The sequence below is a fragment of the Stenotrophomonas sp. WED208 genome, assembly GCF_040984485.1.
Classification (GTDB): domain Bacteria; phylum Pseudomonadota; class Gammaproteobacteria; order Xanthomonadales; family Xanthomonadaceae; genus Stenotrophomonas; species Stenotrophomonas riyadhensis.
In genome coordinates, this window is sequence record NZ_JAZARB010000001.1 from 455,278 (window position 1) to 472,902 (window position 17,625).

The following is a 17,625-nucleotide window of genomic DNA, read 5'->3' on the forward strand; positions in this document are numbered from 1 at the left end:
CGGACCCACCCCGCCTTCGACAGTTTCCTGCGATCTGTCGGAACGGCGTTCTGCTTTGGTGGGTGCCGACCGTTGGTCGGCACGGGGTCTGATTCCGTTCTGAATATCGATATCTGACAGATGTGTCGACCAAGGTCGACACCTACCAACAGCCGCGAAGATCTGTCAGAGGTGGGGCGGTGTGGGTGGTCAGGACCGTTGGCGCCATGGATGGCGCCATCGAGCCCCCATGGACGGGTTTACGGCGTGTCCTGACCACCCACAGTGCCCCGCCATCCCACGGAATGCCCGCTTTGGCTTTGGTTGTTGCCGTTGCCGTTGCCGTTGCATTGAGCAGGGTGCAGGGCTGCAAGCCCTGCAAAAAACACCCTCACTTCACCCAGCGGTCGATCTCGCCGTGGGCGAACGGTCCCAGCTTCGCCTTCACCAGCCGCCCCTGTGCATCGAACAGCACGCTGTAGGGCAGCAGGCCCTGGGTATTGCCCAGCTGCGCGCTGGCATCGCGCGGCCCGGGTGTCTCGATCACGATCGGGTAGCCCACCGGCACCCGTTGCAGGAAGCCACGCACGTCCTCCGGAGTATCCAGCGCCAGGCCAAGAACCTGCACACCGTTGTCGCCCTGGCCGCGGGCGAAGCGGGCCAGCTCGGGCATTTCTTCCACGCAGGGCGCGCACCAGCTGGCCCAGACGTTGATCAGCAGGGGGCGGCCGGCGAAGCGCTGGCGCAGGTCCAGCGGTCGGTCATCGAGATCCGGCAGCGTCAGCGCCGGCAGCAGGTCGCCCACCTGCAGTGCAGGCGTCGCGGCGGCAGCAGGGGACGCGGCAGGCGGTGTGTCGGATGCCGCTGGTGCTGGTGCCAGCCGATGCCCGGCCCACAGGCCAAGGCCGGCGGCCAGCACCGCTGTCCACAGCAGCGCTGGCCGTTGCCACTTCATCGTGCGGTGCGCAGCAGCGCTTCCTCGACCACCGCCTGGGTCAGCAGGGTCGGCAGCACGGTCGGCGGTGCGCCGGGGCCGTACACCACGTACAGCGGCACGCCCACGGCCTTGTGCTCTTCCAGGAACGTGGTGATCTGCGGGTCCACATTGGTGTAGTCACCGCGCATGTACACCGCGTTGGTGCGCTTCAGCAGTTCCTTGAACTCCGGCCGCGACAGCACGGCGCGCTCGTTGGCCTTGCAGCTCACGCACCAGTCGGCGGTCATGTTCACGAACACCACGCGGTTGTCGGCACGCAGGCGGTCCAGCAACTGCGGCGAATACTCCACCACGTTGTCGCTGGCGGCCTGTGCGGCACGCGCCGGCGCTGCCAGCTGGGTCACGCCCCAGGCGGGGACCAGTGCACCGATCGCCAGCAGTACGCCGAGCAGGGTGACGGCGCGCGAGCCGGTCCAGCGGTTGCGTTCAAACAGCCACAGGCCGAAGGCCAGCAGCAGCAGGCCACCCAGTACCAGCGCCATGCCGTCCACGCCGCGCTGCTTGCCCAGCACCCACAGCAGCCACAGCACGGTGGCATACATCGGGAAGGCCAGCACGTGCTTGAGCGTTTCCATCCACGGGCCCGGCTTGGGCAGGCGGCGTGCCAGCGCCGGCACGAAGCCGATCAGCAGGAACGGCAGCGCCAGGCCCAGGCCGAGGAACAGGAACACGGTCATCGCCTTCAGCGGCGGGGCAATGAACGCGTAGGCAATCGCGCCGCCCATGAACGGGCCGACGCAGGCACTGCCGACCACGCAGGCCAACGCACCGGTGAAGAAATCACCGGCCGGGCCACTGCGGCTGGCCAGCGACTGGCCGAGGTTGCCGATGCCGCCGCCGAGGGTGAACACGCCGGACAGACTCAGGCCCACCGCGAACATGATGTAGGCCAGTGCCGCCACCACGCCCGGGTGCTGCAGCTGGAAGCCGATGCCGACGGCGTTGCCGATCGCGCGCAGGCCAACCATCAACGCACCGATCACCGCGAATGCGACCAGCACGCCCAGCGTGTACCAGAGGGCGTGGCTGCGCGCGCGCTGCGGGCTTTCGCCACTCTGCGCCAGGCTCAGGACCTTCAGCGACAGGATCGGCAGCACGCAGGGCATCAGGTTCAACACCAGGCCACCGGCCAGCGCCAGCAGCAGCACCCAGACGAACGAGCGGTCCGGATTCGGCGTGGTCACCGGCGGTCGCGTGCGCAGCGCGTTGTCACCGCGCGCGTCGGCGGCGAACTCATTGCCTGCGCCTTCACTGCCGACGGTTGCCGGGGCCGCTGCACCATCGTTGGGCACGGTCGGCAGCAGGCGCAACGGGGCGCCGTTGGCGGCTTCGCGCGGTGCGCCACTGGCAGCGGGCAGCGGGCTGATCACCTCGTTGCGCGGTGGCGCCTGATCGGCACTGGCGCTGATCTTGCCGGCAGGGATCGACAGCTTCACCCGGCGGGTCATCGGCGGGTAGCAGATGCCATCGGTCTGGCAGCCCTGGAAGGTCACCACCAGGGTGCTGTCGACCGCATCGGCGACGGAGCGGCGCAGCGGCAGTGGCACTTCCACCTGGTTGAAGTAGACCGAGACATCGCCGAAGTGCTCGTCGCGATGCGACTGCGCGGCCGGCCAGCGCGGCTTGTCGGCCAGCACACCGGTGCTGCCTTCCAGCTTCAGCGAGGTGCGGTCGCGATACAGGTAGTAGCCCGGTGCCGGGCTGAAGCGCAGCAGCAGGGTATTGCCGTCGCTGGCGATGGCGTCGAAGCCGAACGCCTGCTCCGACGGCAGCGGCAGCGCCTGGCTGTTGCTGGCCGCACCCGGCAGGCGCAGGCCGCCGCTGTTGCCGGCACCGGCCAGCGGGTTGTTGAACGGGCTTGCGGCACCGGTGCGTGCAGCCGGGGCGTTGGCCTGTGCACCGGCACCGGGCAGGGTGACCTGCACCACGCGCTTCTGCGGCGGGTAGCAGACACCGGCATCGGCGCAGCCCTGGTAACGCACTTCCAGGCTGATGGTGCCGGCGGCGTCGGTCGGCGTACCGGGCAGGGTGGCCTGCAGGCGTTCGCGATAGGTTTCGACTTCGCCGAAGAAATCGTCGTGGTGCTTGTCGCCCTTGGGCATCTGCAGCGCGCCGGCATTGAAGGCCGGATCCGCCTTGACGCTGGTGCGGTGGCGATACAGGTAATAGCCCGGTGCGATCTTGAACTGCAGTTGCACCTGGCCACGCTCGGCGGCGGTCGCGGTCAGTGCGAACGCCTGGTCCACCGGCAGCAGGTCTTTCTCATCCAGGGCGAACGCCGGCAGCGAGAGCCACAACAGGGCGCACAGGGCGGCGCCACGCGCAAACAGAGTCTTCAATCAGTGTCCTCCCGGGTCTGTGCCCGGATCCAGTCCAGATACGCCGGCAGGCCGGCCCGGGTTTCGACCGCAATGCACTCCGGGAGTTCATACGGATGCAGTTCGACGATCCGGGCAATCGCGTCATCGACGCGACTCGCGGTGGTTTTCACCAGCAGCTGCAGCTCGGCGTCGGTGGTCACCTCGCCCTGCCAGCGGTAGGTCGACTGCGCGCCATCGAGGCGGGTCACGCACGCGGCCAGGCGCTCGCCGACCAGCGCGTGCGCGATGCGCTCGGCACTGGCCCGGTCCGGGCAGGTGGTCAACAGCAGCAGGACGGGATCGACGGTCGACATGACCGTCGAGTATAGGGCCGCCGCCGGGTCACGGCCCGGCGGAGGCAGTGGACCGCTGCGTTGCGCGGTCAGTTGGCCAGCTGGCAGGTGGCCGGCTTGGCCGAGGTGAACAGGGCCGGGGTCGCCCACTCGGGGTGGTCGATGAACGGGTTGCGGTTGCCCTGGAAGCTGTAGACCACGTCATTGCGCGCACGCTCGGCATCATCCGGCGGATCGGACAGGTGCCAGTCGATCAGCGTCGACAGCAGGCCCATGTAGGCCGGCGAACTGCTGGTCTTGACGATCTTACTGCGGTCGTCGGTCAGCTCCAGGTCCGGCTCGGACTGGCCGGTGGCCGCATCCTTGCCGCCCTCGTAGCGGATCGCCATGTACATCACCGCACGCGCCATGTCGCCCTTGCGCTTGCCCCACACCTCGAAGGTGCCGGTGTTGCCGTCCGGCGTGCGCACCCAGTTGGAGTTGCCCGGGTAGCCGCCGCTACCGCCGCCCTGGCCGTTGTTGGCCTCGGTGGCGCGCTCGCCGCAGTTGGCGTCGCACTTGCCGAACGGCTTGTTACCACGGTCGGCGTTCCACTGCGCGTCGGTCAGGTACAGCATGTGGGTGTCGGTGTACGGCGCGTACGGCAGGCCCTTGTCGCCGGTGGTGCTGGCAAAGCCCAGCGAGTTCGGCCAGGTGTGCTCGCGGTTGTACTTCAGGCCATTGCCACTGCCGGCGCGATCGGTCACCTTGGCGTAGCTGCGGTTGCGGTACGCATCCAGGATCCTGCCGCTGTTGTTCGGATCCTCGTCGGCGATTTCCAGGATGGTCCAGGTGCTGGTGCCCGAGCCGCTGTACGGGTAGGCGGTGTGGCCCTTGATGGTCGCGTGCAGCGAGCAGCGCAGCTGGCTGGGGCTGCTGGTATTGACCTTGGAGTAGTACCCGGCCGGCACGCCCGGGTTGCCGGGGTCCGGATTGCCGCCGGTGCTGGCCACGGTGAAGGCGATGCGGCTGTCGGCGGCGGGGTGCGCGCCCTGCAGGTCGGTGATGCGCGCGGCGCGGATGTCGAAGCGACAGGCTTCACCGGCCACCAGCGCGGTGTTGGTGGACAGTTTCACGCTGCGGCCGCTGGCCGGGTAGGTCAGCGGTACGCTGCCGGAAGTGCCGCAGCTCAGTGCGAACGCACCACTGGCCAGGTTCACCGTTTCGCTGAACACCACTTCCAGATCGGCCGCGGCCGGGAAGGTGCTGCTGCCCTGCGCCGGGGTGGTGGTGGACACTGACGGCGGCGTGTTCGGGCCTGGGGTGCCGCCACCGCTGAAGGTCTGGCCGTTGTTGCAGCTGCCGAATGTCTGTTTGGCCGACTCGGCCCAGGTGAAGTGGGCGTACTGGCTGCCGCTGCCGGTCAGCTGCAGCGAAGTGCCCGGGGCCGTGCTGTTGGTCTCGGCCACCGGGATGTTCTGGCTGGTCATGCCGGCGGCGGGGCCACCGGAGGCGGTGATGGCGCCCTCGTAGCTGAGGAACTGCACCACCTTGCCGGTGGCATCGACCAGGGCGATGCCGTCGTTGGGGCCGTTCTGGATGCCGTTGGTCGGGTAACTGACCACGGCGATGGTGGCGCTGCCGCAGCCGGCGGCGGTGCCTGCCGGGACCGGGTTGTTGGCGTAGACCACCGCGGCCGAGGCGTTGGCGCCGTTGTACAGATACAGGCGGTAGCCGGACAGGTCCTCACCGGCAGTGGCCACGACCTCGATCGCTTCGCCGACGTCACCGGCGGCGGTGCTGTCGTCGTAGTGCAGTTCGTTGATGAAGACCTCGGCCTGGGCCGGCGCGGCGGCCAGCGCCAGCAGGCAGGCGGCGGCAAGCGGGGACAGCAATCGCATCGACTACTCCTTGTGATTGGGAATGCGCGGCCGAGCCTAAGGCCGATCCAGTGACACTTTGTCGTAAATGAACGTCAGATATCTGACAGTGCGACGCCAGTCACCAAAAGTCGAGGGTTCCAGCGACAGGGTTGCCGCGTTGCACCGGCCTCCAGGCCTTCACACCGGCGCGGATCGAGCGGGCCCGGGGCAGTGAAATTTTTTCCGCGAGCGGCCTTGAAAGGTCCGGGGCCAGCTCCATCTCTGTCCTGCTCCCGATTCATCGGGCTTTTTCGCGAGCAATGCTGGCAGTCACCTGGGGTGAGTGCTAACATCGCCAGACTTTTTCAGACCAATCAATAACTTAAGAGGTCTCTCATGAGCATCAAGCCGCTGCACGACCGCGTTGTGGTCAAGCCGATCGAAGCCGACGAAATCTCCGCCGGTGGCATCGTCATTCCGGATTCGGCCAAGGAAAAGTCCACCAAGGGTGAAGTCGTGGCCGTCGGCCCGGGCAAGCCGCTGGACAACGGCAGCGTGCGCGCTCCGTCGCTGAAGGTCGGCGACAAGGTCATCTACGGCCAGTACGCCGGCAGCTCGTACAAGAGCGAAGGCGTCGAGTACAAGGTCCTGCGCGAAGACGACGTGCTCGCCGTCATCGGCTGAGCCCCGGCGCGACCTGCTTCAACCTGATCCCCAAATCCCAGCCGCCGGGCCCGGTCCGGCGCTACCAATGAGGTAATTGCAATGGCTGCCAAGGATATTCGTTTCGGTGAAGACGCCCGTTCGCGCATGGTGCGCGGCGTCAACGTTCTCGCCAATGCCGTCAAGGCCACCCTGGGCCCGAAGGGCCGCAACGTCGTGCTGGAAAAGAGCTTCGGTGCTCCGACCATCACCAAGGACGGCGTTTCCGTCGCCAAGGAAATCGAACTGGCTGACAAGTTCGAGAACATGGGCGCGCAGATGGTGAAGGAAGTCGCTTCCCGCACCAACGACGACGCTGGCGACGGCACCACCACCGCCACCGTGCTGGCCCAGGCCCTGATCCGCGAAGGTGCCAAGGCCGTGGCCGCCGGCATGAACCCGATGGACCTGAAGCGCGGTATCGACAAGGCCGTCGTGGCCGCCGTCTCCGAGCTGAAGAACATCTCCAAGCCGACCGCCGACGACAAGGCGATCGCCCAGGTCGGTACCATCTCGGCCAATTCGGACGAGTCGATCGGCCAGATCATCGCTGACGCGATGAAGGAAGTCGGCAAGGAAGGCGTGATCACCGTTGAAGAAGGCTCGGGCCTGGACAACGAGCTGGACGTGGTCAAGGGCATGCAGTTCGACCGCGGCTACCTGTCCCCGTACTTCATCAACAACCAGCAGTCGCAGACCGCTGACCTGGATGACCCGTTCATCCTGCTGCACGACAAGAAGATCTCCAACGTCCGTGACCTGCTGCCGGTGCTGGAAGGCGTCGCCAAGGCCGGCAAGCCGCTGCTGATCGTGGCCGAAGAAGTCGAAGGCGAAGCGCTGGCCACCCTGGTCGTCAACACCATCCGTGGCATCGTCAAGGTCGTGGCCGTCAAGGCTCCGGGCTTCGGCGACCGTCGCAAGGCGATGCTGGAAGACATGGCCGTGCTGACCGGCGGCACCGTGATCTCCGAAGAAGTTGGCCTGTCGCTGGAAAAGGCCACCATCAAGGACCTGGGCCGCGCCAAGAAGGTGCAGGTCTCCAAGGAGAACACCACCATCATCGATGGCGTGGGTGACAAGGCTGCCGTCGACGCACGCGTCGGCCAGATCAAGACCCAGATCCAGGACACCTCCTCGGATTACGACCGCGAGAAGCTGCAGGAACGCGTGGCCAAGCTGGCCGGCGGCGTTGCCGTGATCAAGGTCGGTGCTTCGACCGAAATCGAAATGAAGGAAAAGAAGGATCGCGTCGACGACGCCCTGCACGCTACCCGTGCAGCCGTTGAAGAAGGCGTGGTCCCGGGCGGCGGCGTGGCCCTGGTCCGTGCGGTCACCGCACTGGCCGGCCTGAAGGGTGCCAACGAAGACCAGAACCACGGCATCCAGATCGCCCTGCGCGCGATGGAAGCCCCGCTGCGCGAAATCGTGGCCAACGCCGGTGAAGAACCGTCGGTCATCATCAACAAGGTCAAGGAAGGCACCGGCAGCTTCGGCTACAACGCCGCCACCGGCGAGTTCGGCGACATGCTGCAGTTCGGCATCCTGGACCCGACCAAGGTGACCCGTTCGGCGCTGCAGAACGCGGCCTCGATCGCTGGCCTGATGATCACCACCGAAGCCATGGTTGCCGAAGCTCCGAAGAAGGACGAGCCGGCCATGGGTGGCGCCGGTGGCATGGGCGGCATGGGTGGCATGGGCGGCATGGACTTCTAAGTCCCCACGTTCGCCCCGCAATGAAAAACCCCGCCGCAAGGCGGGGTTTTTTTGTGGCCGGCTGCAATGACATCGCTTTCCGAGCGGCTCATCCTGCGTCCTGCAGGGTGTGTGTGCCTGCTTCCTGCGGCGTCATCAGTGCTGCATGCAACCAGGTCATGAAAGCAGGTATCGCAGCGTTGGCCTCGCCGTCCGCACGCGTCACCGCGTAGTAGGCAAAGGCCTGTGGCCAGGGCTGGTCAATCACCACCTGCAGCCGGCCATTGGCGAGTTCTTCGGCCGCATGGATGTCGCGCACCAGGGCGATGCCTTGCCCGGCCACCGCCGCGCGGATCAGCAACAGGTCGTCATCGAACGCAGGGCCGCGCTCCAGTCGTTCATCGACGGGCAGATCCAGTGCCTGGAACCACAGCCGCCAGTCGCTGCGGTCGGCGTCCTGCAGCAGCGGTAGCTGCAGGCAATCCTGTACCGAGCTGACCGTCGGTGCGCCGGCCAACAATGCTGGACTGGCCACCGGCAGCAGCACCGGTGCCATCAGGTGCTCAGCATGCAGTCCCGGGTAACGCCCGAGGCCGTGGCGAATGGCGATGTCCACGCCGTCGCGGCGCAGGTTGGACAATGCCGCGCTCGAGTCCAGCTGCACGTCCACCTGCGGATGCAACGCACTGAACGCGCCCAGTCGCGGCGCCAGCCATTGCGCGGCGAAGCTCGGTGCCGCGCTGATGCGTAGTGTGCACCGCGTTTCCCAGCGTTCGAGTGTCTGCAGGCTCTGGGCGATCTGGTCGAAGGCCTGCAGCAGCTCCGGATACACGCGCGCGCCGGCTGCACTGAGTACCACGCCATGCCGGGTGCGGTCGAACAGGCTTACGCCCAGCCGCTCCTGCAGCTGTCGAAGCTGCTGGCTGATTGCACCAGGTGTCACCCCCATCGCATCGGCGGCGGCGGTCAGGCTGCCATGGCGGCCGGTTTCAACGAAGGCCCGCAGGCCCAGCAGCGGCAGCACCGCACCCATCTCCACTCTCCTGTAACCGCGTCGGCACCCGCCGAGCGACGACAGCATATCGACCGCACTGCAGGCTGTCGCGCGCGCGTCGCGCACGTTGAGCCCTGCTCAACTCCCCGTGCAGGAGACATCGTTTCCCCACGATGCAGGTCTTTCCTAGACTGCCCGCACGGCTGCTGCAGCGCCCGTTTCCGCATCGCCTGGCCTCGTTCATCGAAGGCCGGTGCGTGCCGTTGCTCCCTGCCGTCCAGGAATCCTCGTGAACGAACCATCGCTGCACCTGTATACCGACAGCTCGCCCAATGGCTTCAAGGCCACCATCGCACTGGAAGAGCTTGGCCTGCCGTATCGCCTTCACCACGTCCACATCGCCGATGGCGAACATCGCCATCCCGACTTCCTGCGGCTCAATCCGCATGGGCGCATTCCGGTGCTGGAAGATCGCGCGCGCGGCCTCGTTGTCTTCGAATCGGCGGCGATCCTGATGTACCTGGCCGAACAGGGCAATGCGTTGCTGCCTTCCGAACCGGCTGCGCGCTGGGAGACGCTGACCTGGCTGATGTTCCATGCCGCCAGCGTCGGCCCGATCCTCGGCCAGCGCGTGCACTTCGAGCACTTTGCACAACAGCCCGATTCCGCGGCAATCGAACGCTACCGCCGCCTGAGCGACGACCTGTTCGCGGTACTCGACCAGCGTCTGCAGGGACGCGAGTGGTTGGCTGGCGATCACTACTCGATTGCCGACATCGCCCACTTCGGCTGGCTGCACATCGCCCGCATCATCGACATCGATTTCTCGCGGCATCGCCATCTGGATGCGTGGTACGCGCGGGTTGCAGCACGCCCTGCGGTACAGCGCGGCGTGCAGCTGCCCGAGCCGGCCACCGGTCCGTAAGGAGGCCATGCTGATGAATGATTCCATTGCGATGCCGGGCGCGTCGGCGCCGGTCTTTGCCGCGCACCCGGGCTACCAGCGCATGTTCCGCGCCGACGCGCTGACCCTGGGCATCTACCTGCCGCTGCGCTTCTACCAGGGCGACATGGCCGTGCTGCAGGGCCAGGCGCGGCTGGTGGAGGAGATCGACCGCCACGACTTTGCCGCGGTATGGGTGCGCGACGTGCCGCTGTTCGATCCGCTGTTCGGTGATGCAGGCCAGCTGTTCGATCCATTCACCTACCTTGCGTGGCTGGCAGCGCGCACGCAGCGCGTGGCCCTGGCCACCGGCAGCGTGGTGCTGCCACTGCGCCATCCGATCGATCTGGCCAAGGCCGCGGCGTCGCTCGATCAGCTGTCCGGTGGGCGGCTGGTGATGGGTGTGGCGTCCGGTGATCGACCGCTGGAGTTCCCGGCCTATGGACTGGAGCACGCGGCGCGCGGAGAGCGTTTCGCCACCGCAATGAACGAGATGCGCCGTTGGCTGCAGCCGGGCACGGATGGGCGGATGACACATGCCGGTGCCGAGCAGGGCGTGCAGTTGCTGCCGCCCACGGTCAGTGGCCGCGTTCCGCTGGTTGTCACCGGTGGCGCACGTCAGCCACTGGAGTGGATCGGCCAGCATGCCGATGGGTGGCTGACCTATCCAGAGGCCACCCATGACAACGCCGGTCCGCAGCGGCTGGCCGCGAAGATCGGCGCCTGGCGCGCGCTGATTCCGGATGGCGGCTTCCGTCCGCACATGACCAACGAATGGATCGACCTGGTGGACGATCCGGATCATCCACGCATGCCGCTGCGGGGTGGCTTCACCCTGCGCACCGGCCGCAAGGGCCTGATCGATCTGCTGCAGGCCTGGCAGCGGGCCGGCGTCAACCATGCCGCGCTGGGCATCCAGTTCGCCGAGCGGCCTGCCGGCGAGGTGCTGCAGGAGATGGCTGAAGAAGTGCTGCCCTTGTTCCCGTCGCACCCGGGGCCGGCGCCGCAGGTGATGGACTGGTAGCACGTTCGCAGGCGCCGGCCGCTGCTCAGTTGGCCGGCCGACGCAGGCAGATCCTTGCGGCGGCGGCACCGATGTCCACCTGGCCGCCGCGCATTGCGTCGGCACCGAGGATCAGCGCCGGCCGTGCCTCCAGGCCAATGGCCTTGAATACCGGCAGCTCGCTGATCCGTACTTCCATCGGGGGATGTCGCCAGCCAGCGCTGGCCATGCTGGGCAGGGTGTACAGCCAGGTGGCCTGGCTTCCGCCACCCAGGCCTTCAGTGCCTTTCCCGCGAACACGCACGCGCTGGTCGCTGCCGTCGGTATGCACGCCCAATGCGCGTGCGGCTTCGGCATTGAGCACGGTCTGCGCCGCGCCGGTATCGACTACGGCGATGGCTTCCACACCGGCATCACCCAGTGCCATCGTGATGAAACCGAAGTGGCGCAGTCCAGCCTTGCGATCCGGCAGCGCGTTGGCCTGGCACCCGTTTCCATCCAGCGCGAGCCGGCCCGGGGTCCACAGCGCGAGCTCATTGCGGCCGAAGTCCCAGCGGGTATCCCAGCGTCCGGTCAGGTCATTGCCGACCAGGCCATCAATGACCGCCTCATCATCCTTCGCCAACGAGGACAGATCGGCCTGAACGCCACTGGCCTGCAGCTGCCAGCTGCCCAGCCGCCAGGACGTGGTGCGCATCCGTCGCAGCTGGGCCGCCTTCGCACTGGCACCCTGCGCATGCGACACCGCCGCATCGGCGTCTTCCAGACCATAGCGCCGGGTCACGCGGTCATCCACCAGGGTCGCACCGGCTGCACTGTCGACCACGAAGCGCAACGGCTCCGCACGCCCGTCCAGCGAGACGGCCACGGCCGGATGCCCGCCCTGCATCCACATCGGCAACACGTGTTCGGGGGCATCGCCTGCCAGCGCAGGCAGCGGGAGGGCAAGCAGGGGAAGCAGGGTGAGGCGCAAGGGGCATCTCCGTAGTGATCGATGAGGACCATTGGCGCGCCCTGGCGTATCGCGGGAATATCGGCGCTGATACCGTCCTGATACACAACGGCCCGATACTGACCACATGAACGCTCCCGCCCGGGTCATCGTTGTCGATGACGACGCCAGCATCCGTGATGCCATCGCCGACTGCCTGCAGCTGCATGGCTACGACGTGCGGGTGGCGGGCGGTGCGGCGGCGTTGGATGTGCTGCTGCAGGCCGAGCGCCCGGACGTGATCATCCTCGACTGGATGATGCCCGGCGAGGATGGCCTGTCGGTCTGCCGCCGGCTGCAGGCGCGGGCGATCCCGATCCTGATGCTGTCGGCGATGGGCAGTGCGCCGGACCGGGTGATCGGTCTGGAGATGGGGGCAGACGACTACCTGGCCAAACCGTTTGATCCGCGTGAGCTGCTGGCACGGGTGCGTGCGCTGTTGCGCCGCCAGCACAAGCTGCGTGAGCAGGTGGCCAGCGAGCTGCGCTTTTCTGGATGGCGGTTGCTTCCTGGGCAGCGCCGCCTGATCACGCCGGATGGCGCTGAGCTGGCCTTGAGCCGTGGTGAATTCTCCCTGCTGCTGGTGCTGGCAGAGCGCCCCGGGCGGGTGCTCGGCCGCGAGCAGTTGCTGCAGCTGATGCACGGCGAACCCAGCGACAGCGTCGATCGTGCCATCGATCTGGCGATCAGCCGGTTGCGCCGCAAGCTGGGACACGCTGTGCCCGGCGCTGAAACCCTGGTGCAGACACTGCGCGGGGAAGGCTATCGCTTCGGTACCGAGGTCCAGGTGCTGTGAATACGCGCTGGTCCACTGCGCGCTGGATCGCGGTGCTGGCCCTGGCCAGCCTGTTGCTGGCCACCCTGGTCAGCGTCGCGGTGGTGGGCTGGATGCCACGCCCCGCGCCGCCGCCGATGCGGTTGGACCAGGCCACGCAGGTGCTGCGGGGGGAACAGGCGCCGGCGTCGCTGGGCCTGCATCTGGCGACGCAGGCAGCGCCGCCGCAAGGCAGCGCCAGCGACTGGCTTACGCAGCTGGCGGCGCTGCAGCTGGGCTCGCCGGTGGAGGATGTTCGGCTGGTATGGAGTGGACAAGGCAAGGCGCCCGATGTGCAGATCATCGAAGGTGGCGCGGTGCTGGATGCCACGGCGCGGGCCGGCGTACTGAAGGCGCAGTCAGCAGTGCTGACCGCCATGCAATGGCCGCCGTTCGAACTGGGCGTGCGCCAGGCCGATGGCCGTTGGCGGGTGGTGGGCAGCGATCACAGCGATCTGGCGGCCTGGCGCCGCCAGGTGGTGCTTGCCCTGCTGGGCGGTGCCGTACTGCTGGCGCCGTTGGCAGCATGGGCGTCAATCCGCTTGGGGCGCCCGTTGCGACGCTTGGCCGAAGCAAGTGCACGTGTGGATCTGCAGGCCGACACACCCTTGCCGGATGACGGCCCGCGCGAAGTGCAGGTGCTGGCTGCGGCGATCAGCGCGGGTCGTGGGCGGCTGCGCGAACAGGCACAGGACATGACCCGCATGCTGGCTGCTGTAGCGCACGACCTGCGCACGCCGCTGACCGGCCTGCGCCTGCGTGCGGAGTTCGCACCACCGGCACAGGCCGCACGGATGGTGGCCGACATCGAACGCATGGATACGATGATCGAGCAGGTGCTCGACTACGCACGCGGCGAACTGCAACCGCTGGAGTTGCGGCGGCTTGACCTGGCGGCGTTGCTGGAAGAGTGCGTGCAGAGTGCTCTGCTGCGCGGCATCGAAATCTCCGCCGAAGGACCGGACGTGCTGCCTTGGCAGGGCGATGCGCTCCTGCTGCGGCGGGCGATCGACAACCTCATCGACAACGCCGCTCGCTATGCCGGCGCAGTGGAACTGCGGGTCGCGGTGGTGGGGCGCAGGGCGCAGCTGGATGTGATGGACCGCGGACCGGGCATCGCCGAGGGCGACCGTGTACGCCTGCTGCAACCGTTCCAGCGCAGCGAGAGTTCGCGCAGTCGCGCCACCGGCGGAGCGGGACTTGGGCTGGCAGTGGCGGCCAACGTGGCACGGCGGCATGCAGGCGAACTGCAGCTGCTGCAACGTGATGGCGGTGGATTGATCGCCCGCCTGCTGCTGGGGACAGCTCCCTGACAGCACGTACGGATTGACGCGGCCCCGCCCTTTCGATTTATGATTAGGCGCCTAATCATATCGGTATGGATGATGATCGAAGCCAAGCACAATGCCCTGCTGGAAGAGGCGCTGCGACGCGGCCATGCCAATGTCGCGCAGCTGCGCCTGTGCTTCCAGCTGCTGTCGTTGTCGTCGTCCATCGACCACGATTGCGCCACCCGGCTGGCGCCACATGGGCTCAGCGAAGGGCGCTTCATCGTGCTGTTCCTGCTGCACGGCGCCGGTGGCTCGCTGCCGCCCCATGAGCTTGCCGAGCGCGCTGGCGTCACCCGCGCCACCATCAGCGGCCTCCTCGATGGCCTGCAGCGCGAAGGCCAGCTGCAGCGGCGCAGCGATCCCGAAGATGGCCGTCGTCTCCAGATCGTGTTGACCGCACAGGGAAAACGCTTGGCCGAGACGCTGTTCGATCAGCACACGCAGTGGATCGGTGGCCTGTTCAATGGTCTGGACACCGATGAACAGCAGCAGCTGTCGCGGTTGCTGCACAAGGTCTGGCAGCACACCGATGCTGGACGAGAGCCCGCAGCATGAGCCCGGCGATTGCGGCGGAACGGCTGCATGAACTCAACACCGGCAACGTCCCCGCCACCCATCTGGGCGAATGCCTGGCAGTGGATTTCGCCGCACTGCTGCAGGTGGTGGCGACTGCGCTTGCACCGGAAGCGCTGCAGCGCATGCGGGATGCCTCAGGCAAGGGCATCACGCTGCGCATGGCCTTGGCCGCGCAACTGTTGCGTGAGGCGGGGCAGGGCGCGCCTCTGCTCTGGCAGCATCACCGCTCCGATACCGTGCGCGGCTGGGCCTGCTACCTGATCGGCAGCGATGCCCGCGCAACGTTGGCAGAGAAGCTGCAGCAGATGCGCACGCTGGCCGATGACCCACACTTCGGTGTGCGCGAATGGGCGTGGCTGGCGCTACGCACGGACATCGTTGCCGCGCCGATGCAGGCGCTTGAGTACCTGCAACCGTGGACGCTGGAAGCGTCGCCATACTTGCGTCGCTTCGCCTGTGAAGCGCTTCGCCCACGCGGTGTCTGGGCCACGCATATCGCACTGTTCAAGCAGGCATCCGGAGCATGCTTCCGCGCTGCTGGAAGCACTGGCTGACGACCCGGAACGCTACGTGCAGGACTCGGTCGGCAACTGGCTCAATGACGCCGGCAAGACTCGGCCGCAGTGGCTGCGCGAGCTGTGCACGCGTTGGCAGCACGAGCGCCACAGCGACGCCAACACCTACATCCGCAAACGCGCACTGCGCTCGTTCCGATAGTGCCGGCCGCTGGCCGGCAACCCCGCAACCTCGTAAATCTCAAGGAAGAACCTCATGTCCCATACCTTCATCGAGCTCTACACCGCCACACCTGCCTGGACCGCACTCCCGCCCGAGCAGCGGAATGCCTTCTTCGCTCGTATCGGAGCCGGCATGCAGCAGTTCGATCCAGCCCGCATCACGCCGCTGGCGATGGGCCGCATTGCCACGGACGTACCGCACGGCAGCGATGAGCAGTTCTATGCGGTCTGGCGCTGCGCCAGCCGCGAGGAGGTCGATGCGCTGGTCGCCGGCATTGCCGCGACCGGCTGGCATGCGTACTTCACCACTACTCATGCGATAGGCGCGACGGACGGCATGGCCCAGCACCTGGCCGACCTGGGCGCCCTGTAGCGGGGCGGCAGACGCCGGCAGATCCAGGGCCTCGGCATGGGAGGCACATGCGCCTGTCACCCAGACACGGTAAACAGGACATTGCCCATGTCCATCCGCAGGGAAGTCGATCATGCAGAGCACGCTCCAGGTCACGCTGTTCGGCCCTCTTGGCGACAGCCCGGCGTTGCAGTTGCCGGGGCTGGAGGGGCCGTCGGTGGCCATCCCGGAATCGGCCCTGCGGCGGTTGGTTTCCGACCTCTACACCGCGCGTTCCCTGCTCAACCCCGAGCAGCTGGACGAAGCCAGGCAGGAGCTGGACCGCGTGCTGGAGCGCTGGGCCGACATCCATGAGGGCCTGCTGTTGGACGTGGAAGTGCATGGTAAATGAGCAACTTCGCGTGGCTGCCGCCGCGTAGGCAGGGCTGGCGCGCACCTCGCTGAACCGCGTCCCCAGTTGCGGATGAAACATTTTGCACTGCGCAAAAGCTGTGCTATCAATAGATCCCATGAACGCAGCCGCCACCCGCTTTTACTGGTATTACTTTCCGAAGCCACTGGCGGAGGAAGGACTGCGCTCACCCTGAAGAAAGCTTCAGACGCATTCCCGAAAGCCGCCAGCGAACCTGGCGGCTTTTTTCATGCCGCCACGCTGGGGACCCCCAACGTTCCGGAGATCTCCTGCAATGCCCCCGCACACCGACGACCTGCGTATCCGCACCATCGAACCGCTGACACCGCCTGCCCAGCTGCTGGCGATGCTGCCCTGTGACGATGAAGCCTCCGACACCGTCAGCGCCTCGCGCGCGGCCCTGCACCAGATCCTGCATGGCCGTGACGACCGCCTGGCGGTGGTGGTTGGCCCATGCTCGATCCACGACCCGAAGGCCGCCATCGAGTACGCCCAGCGCCTGAAGCCGCTGCGTGACGCGCTGGCCGGTGAGCTGGAGATCGTCATGCGCGTGTACTTCGAGAAGCCGCGCACCACGGTGGGCTGGAAGGGCCTGATCAACGACCCGGACCTGGACGGCAGCTTCAGGATCGACAAGGGCCTGCGCATCGCCCGCGGCCTGCTGCGCGACATCAACAAGCTCGGCCTGCCGGCCGGTGTCGAGTTCCTCGACGTGATCTCGCCGCAGTACATCGCCGACCTGGTGGCATGGGGCGCGATCGGCGCACGCACCACCGAAAGCCAGGTGCATCGCGAGCTGGCCTCGGGGCTGTCGTGCCCGGTCGGCTTCAAGAACGGCACCGATGGCAACGTGAAGATCGCCGCTGACGCGGTGGGTGCCGCGTCCAATCCGCATCACTTCCTGTCGGTCACCAAGCAGGGCGGTACCGCCATCGTGTCGACCACCGGCAACCCGGATTGCCATGTGATCCTGCGCGGCGGCAAGCAGCCGAACTACGACGCAGGCAGCGTGGCCGACGCCTGCCAGGCGCTGGCCAAGGCCAAGCTGCCGACGCGCCTGATGATCGACGCCAGCCATGCCAACAGCCTGAAAAACCCGGACAACCAGCCGAAGGTGATCGAGGACATCGCCGTTCAGCTGGAAGACGGCGAACAGCGCATCGTCGGCGTGATGATCGAGAGCCATCTGGTCGGTGGCCGCCAGGAACTGGTGGAAGGCCAGCCGCTGGTCTATGGGCAGAGCATCACCGATGGCTGCATCGACTGGGACACCACCGTGACGGTGCTGGAGCGACTGGCTGCGGCCGTGCGCGCCCGTCGCGACGTGAAGGTGTCCGAAGCAGCTTGATGGAAGCCGCCTGAGTGCGGCGCGTGTGTGGATGGCGGCCAGCGCCTGCGGGGGTGCGGCCGCGATCAGGGCCGGTCGGAGTTGGAGACCGGCCCATCTGCACCGGCGATGCGCCTGGCGCTGCGCATGAGCGACAGCGCCAGGTACATCGCCGGGGTGGTGATGCCGGTTTCTGTAGCGCCGGGCCATGCTCGACGTGCGCGCGAAGCGCGTTGGTTTCCTGCAAAGCGCAGTCGAGCATGGCTCGACGCAACGAAGAG

The 17,625-nt window shown here is 67.1% G+C and carries 18 protein-coding genes; 12 read left to right on the forward strand and 6 right to left on the reverse strand.

Going from position 1 to position 17,625, the window contains the following annotated elements:
• Positions 1 to 370 precede the first annotated feature (370 nt).
• The 4 genes from VPH47_RS02000 to VPH47_RS02015 form a co-directional block, all read right to left on the reverse strand.
• Complete coding sequence (locus VPH47_RS02000; protein ID WP_368850010.1) at positions 371 to 934, reverse strand: TlpA family protein disulfide reductase; 564 nt, start codon at positions 932 to 934, stop codon at positions 371 to 373.
• Entirely contained in the window at positions 931 to 3,315 is a 2,385-nt protein-coding gene (locus VPH47_RS02005; protein ID WP_153854643.1) for a protein-disulfide reductase DsbD domain-containing protein, read from the reverse strand. Before VPH47_RS02005 ends, VPH47_RS02000 begins: the two co-directional genes overlap by 4 nt.
• Complete coding sequence (gene cutA / locus VPH47_RS02010) at positions 3,312 to 3,650, reverse strand: divalent-cation tolerance protein CutA (RefSeq protein ID WP_010481118.1); 339 nt, start codon at positions 3,648 to 3,650, stop codon at positions 3,312 to 3,314. Before cutA ends, VPH47_RS02005 begins: the two co-directional genes overlap by 4 nt.
• Positions 3,651 to 3,718: 68 nt before the next feature.
• The gene (locus tag VPH47_RS02015) at positions 3,719 to 5,509 is read right to left on the reverse strand and encodes an endonuclease (protein ID WP_368850011.1); all 1,791 of its coding nucleotides are present in this window, start codon (positions 5,507 to 5,509) and stop codon (positions 3,719 to 3,721) included.
• A gap of 357 nt (positions 5,510 to 5,866) precedes the next feature.
• Here VPH47_RS02015 and VPH47_RS02020 point away from each other — a divergent pair, with 357 nt between their 5' ends.
• The gene (locus VPH47_RS02020; protein WP_006396661.1) at positions 5,867 to 6,154 is read left to right on the forward strand and encodes a co-chaperone GroES; all 288 of its coding nucleotides are present in this window, start codon (positions 5,867 to 5,869) and stop codon (positions 6,152 to 6,154) included.
• Between the two features lie 81 nt (positions 6,155 to 6,235).
• Positions 6,236 to 7,885, forward strand: coding sequence for a chaperonin GroEL (groL, locus tag VPH47_RS02025; protein WP_110713905.1), 1,650 nt, complete (start codon positions 6,236 to 6,238; stop codon positions 7,883 to 7,885).
• Positions 7,886 to 7,973: 88 nt separating this feature from the next.
• Here groL and VPH47_RS02030 read toward each other — a convergent pair whose 3' ends face one another.
• Positions 7,974 to 8,897: a LysR substrate-binding domain-containing protein gene (locus VPH47_RS02030; RefSeq protein WP_197611041.1), complete on the reverse strand. Its 924-nt coding sequence runs from the start codon at positions 8,895 to 8,897 to the stop codon at positions 7,974 to 7,976.
• A gap of 250 nt (positions 8,898 to 9,147) precedes the next feature.
• Here VPH47_RS02030 and VPH47_RS02035 point away from each other — a divergent pair, with 250 nt between their 5' ends.
• Positions 9,148 to 9,783 carry a glutathione S-transferase family protein gene (locus VPH47_RS02035; protein ID WP_110713903.1) on the forward strand — a complete coding sequence of 212 codons (636 nt, stop codon included), beginning with the start codon at positions 9,148 to 9,150 and terminating at the stop codon, positions 9,781 to 9,783.
• A gap of 13 nt (positions 9,784 to 9,796) precedes the next feature.
• Positions 9,797 to 10,825, forward strand: coding sequence for an LLM class oxidoreductase (locus tag VPH47_RS02040; protein ID WP_153854638.1), 1,029 nt, complete (start codon positions 9,797 to 9,799; stop codon positions 10,823 to 10,825).
• A 25-nt stretch (positions 10,826 to 10,850) separates the two neighbouring features.
• Here VPH47_RS02040 and VPH47_RS02045 read toward each other — a convergent pair whose 3' ends face one another.
• Positions 10,851 to 11,777, reverse strand: a complete 927-nt coding sequence (locus VPH47_RS02045; RefSeq protein WP_368850012.1) for an aspartyl protease family protein — start codon at positions 11,775 to 11,777, stop codon at positions 10,851 to 10,853.
• Positions 11,778 to 11,883: 106 nt separating this feature from the next.
• Between VPH47_RS02045 and VPH47_RS02050 the strand changes: the two genes are divergently transcribed.
• The 8 genes from VPH47_RS02050 (at position 11,884) to VPH47_RS02085 (ending at position 17,365) form a co-directional block, all read left to right on the forward strand.
• Positions 11,884 to 12,591 (forward strand): response regulator transcription factor, encoded by a 708-nt coding sequence (locus tag VPH47_RS02050; RefSeq protein ID WP_368850013.1) that lies wholly within the window; start codon positions 11,884 to 11,886, stop codon positions 12,589 to 12,591.
• Between the two features lie 32 nt (positions 12,592 to 12,623).
• On the forward strand, positions 12,624 to 13,922 hold the full coding sequence (locus VPH47_RS02055) for a sensor histidine kinase KdpD (protein ID WP_180854027.1): 1,299 nt from the start codon (positions 12,624 to 12,626) through the stop codon (positions 13,920 to 13,922).
• 72 nt (positions 13,923 to 13,994) lie between these two features.
• Positions 13,995 to 14,495: a MarR family winged helix-turn-helix transcriptional regulator gene (locus tag VPH47_RS02060; protein ID WP_368850014.1), complete on the forward strand. Its 501-nt coding sequence runs from the start codon at positions 13,995 to 13,997 to the stop codon at positions 14,493 to 14,495.
• Positions 14,492 to 15,070 (forward strand): DNA alkylation repair protein, encoded by a 579-nt coding sequence (locus VPH47_RS02065; RefSeq protein ID WP_368850015.1) that lies wholly within the window; start codon positions 14,492 to 14,494, stop codon positions 15,068 to 15,070. The genes VPH47_RS02060 and VPH47_RS02065 overlap by 4 nt, the downstream gene beginning before the upstream one ends.
• Complete coding sequence (locus tag VPH47_RS02070; protein WP_368850016.1) at positions 14,994 to 15,233, forward strand: DNA alkylation repair protein; 240 nt, start codon at positions 14,994 to 14,996, stop codon at positions 15,231 to 15,233. Before VPH47_RS02065 ends, VPH47_RS02070 begins: the two co-directional genes overlap by 77 nt.
• Before the next feature lie 54 nt (positions 15,234 to 15,287).
• The gene (locus VPH47_RS02075; RefSeq protein ID WP_368850017.1) at positions 15,288 to 15,626 is read left to right on the forward strand and encodes a DUF6616 family protein; all 339 of its coding nucleotides are present in this window, start codon (positions 15,288 to 15,290) and stop codon (positions 15,624 to 15,626) included.
• A 112-nt stretch (positions 15,627 to 15,738) separates the two neighbouring features.
• The gene (locus VPH47_RS02080; protein ID WP_005414620.1) at positions 15,739 to 15,996 is read left to right on the forward strand and encodes a hypothetical protein; all 258 of its coding nucleotides are present in this window, start codon (positions 15,739 to 15,741) and stop codon (positions 15,994 to 15,996) included.
• Positions 15,997 to 16,291: 295 nt separating this feature from the next.
• On the forward strand, positions 16,292 to 17,365 hold the full coding sequence (locus tag VPH47_RS02085) for a 3-deoxy-7-phosphoheptulonate synthase (RefSeq protein ID WP_368850018.1): 1,074 nt from the start codon (positions 16,292 to 16,294) through the stop codon (positions 17,363 to 17,365).
• Positions 17,366 to 17,625 lie beyond the last annotated feature (260 nt).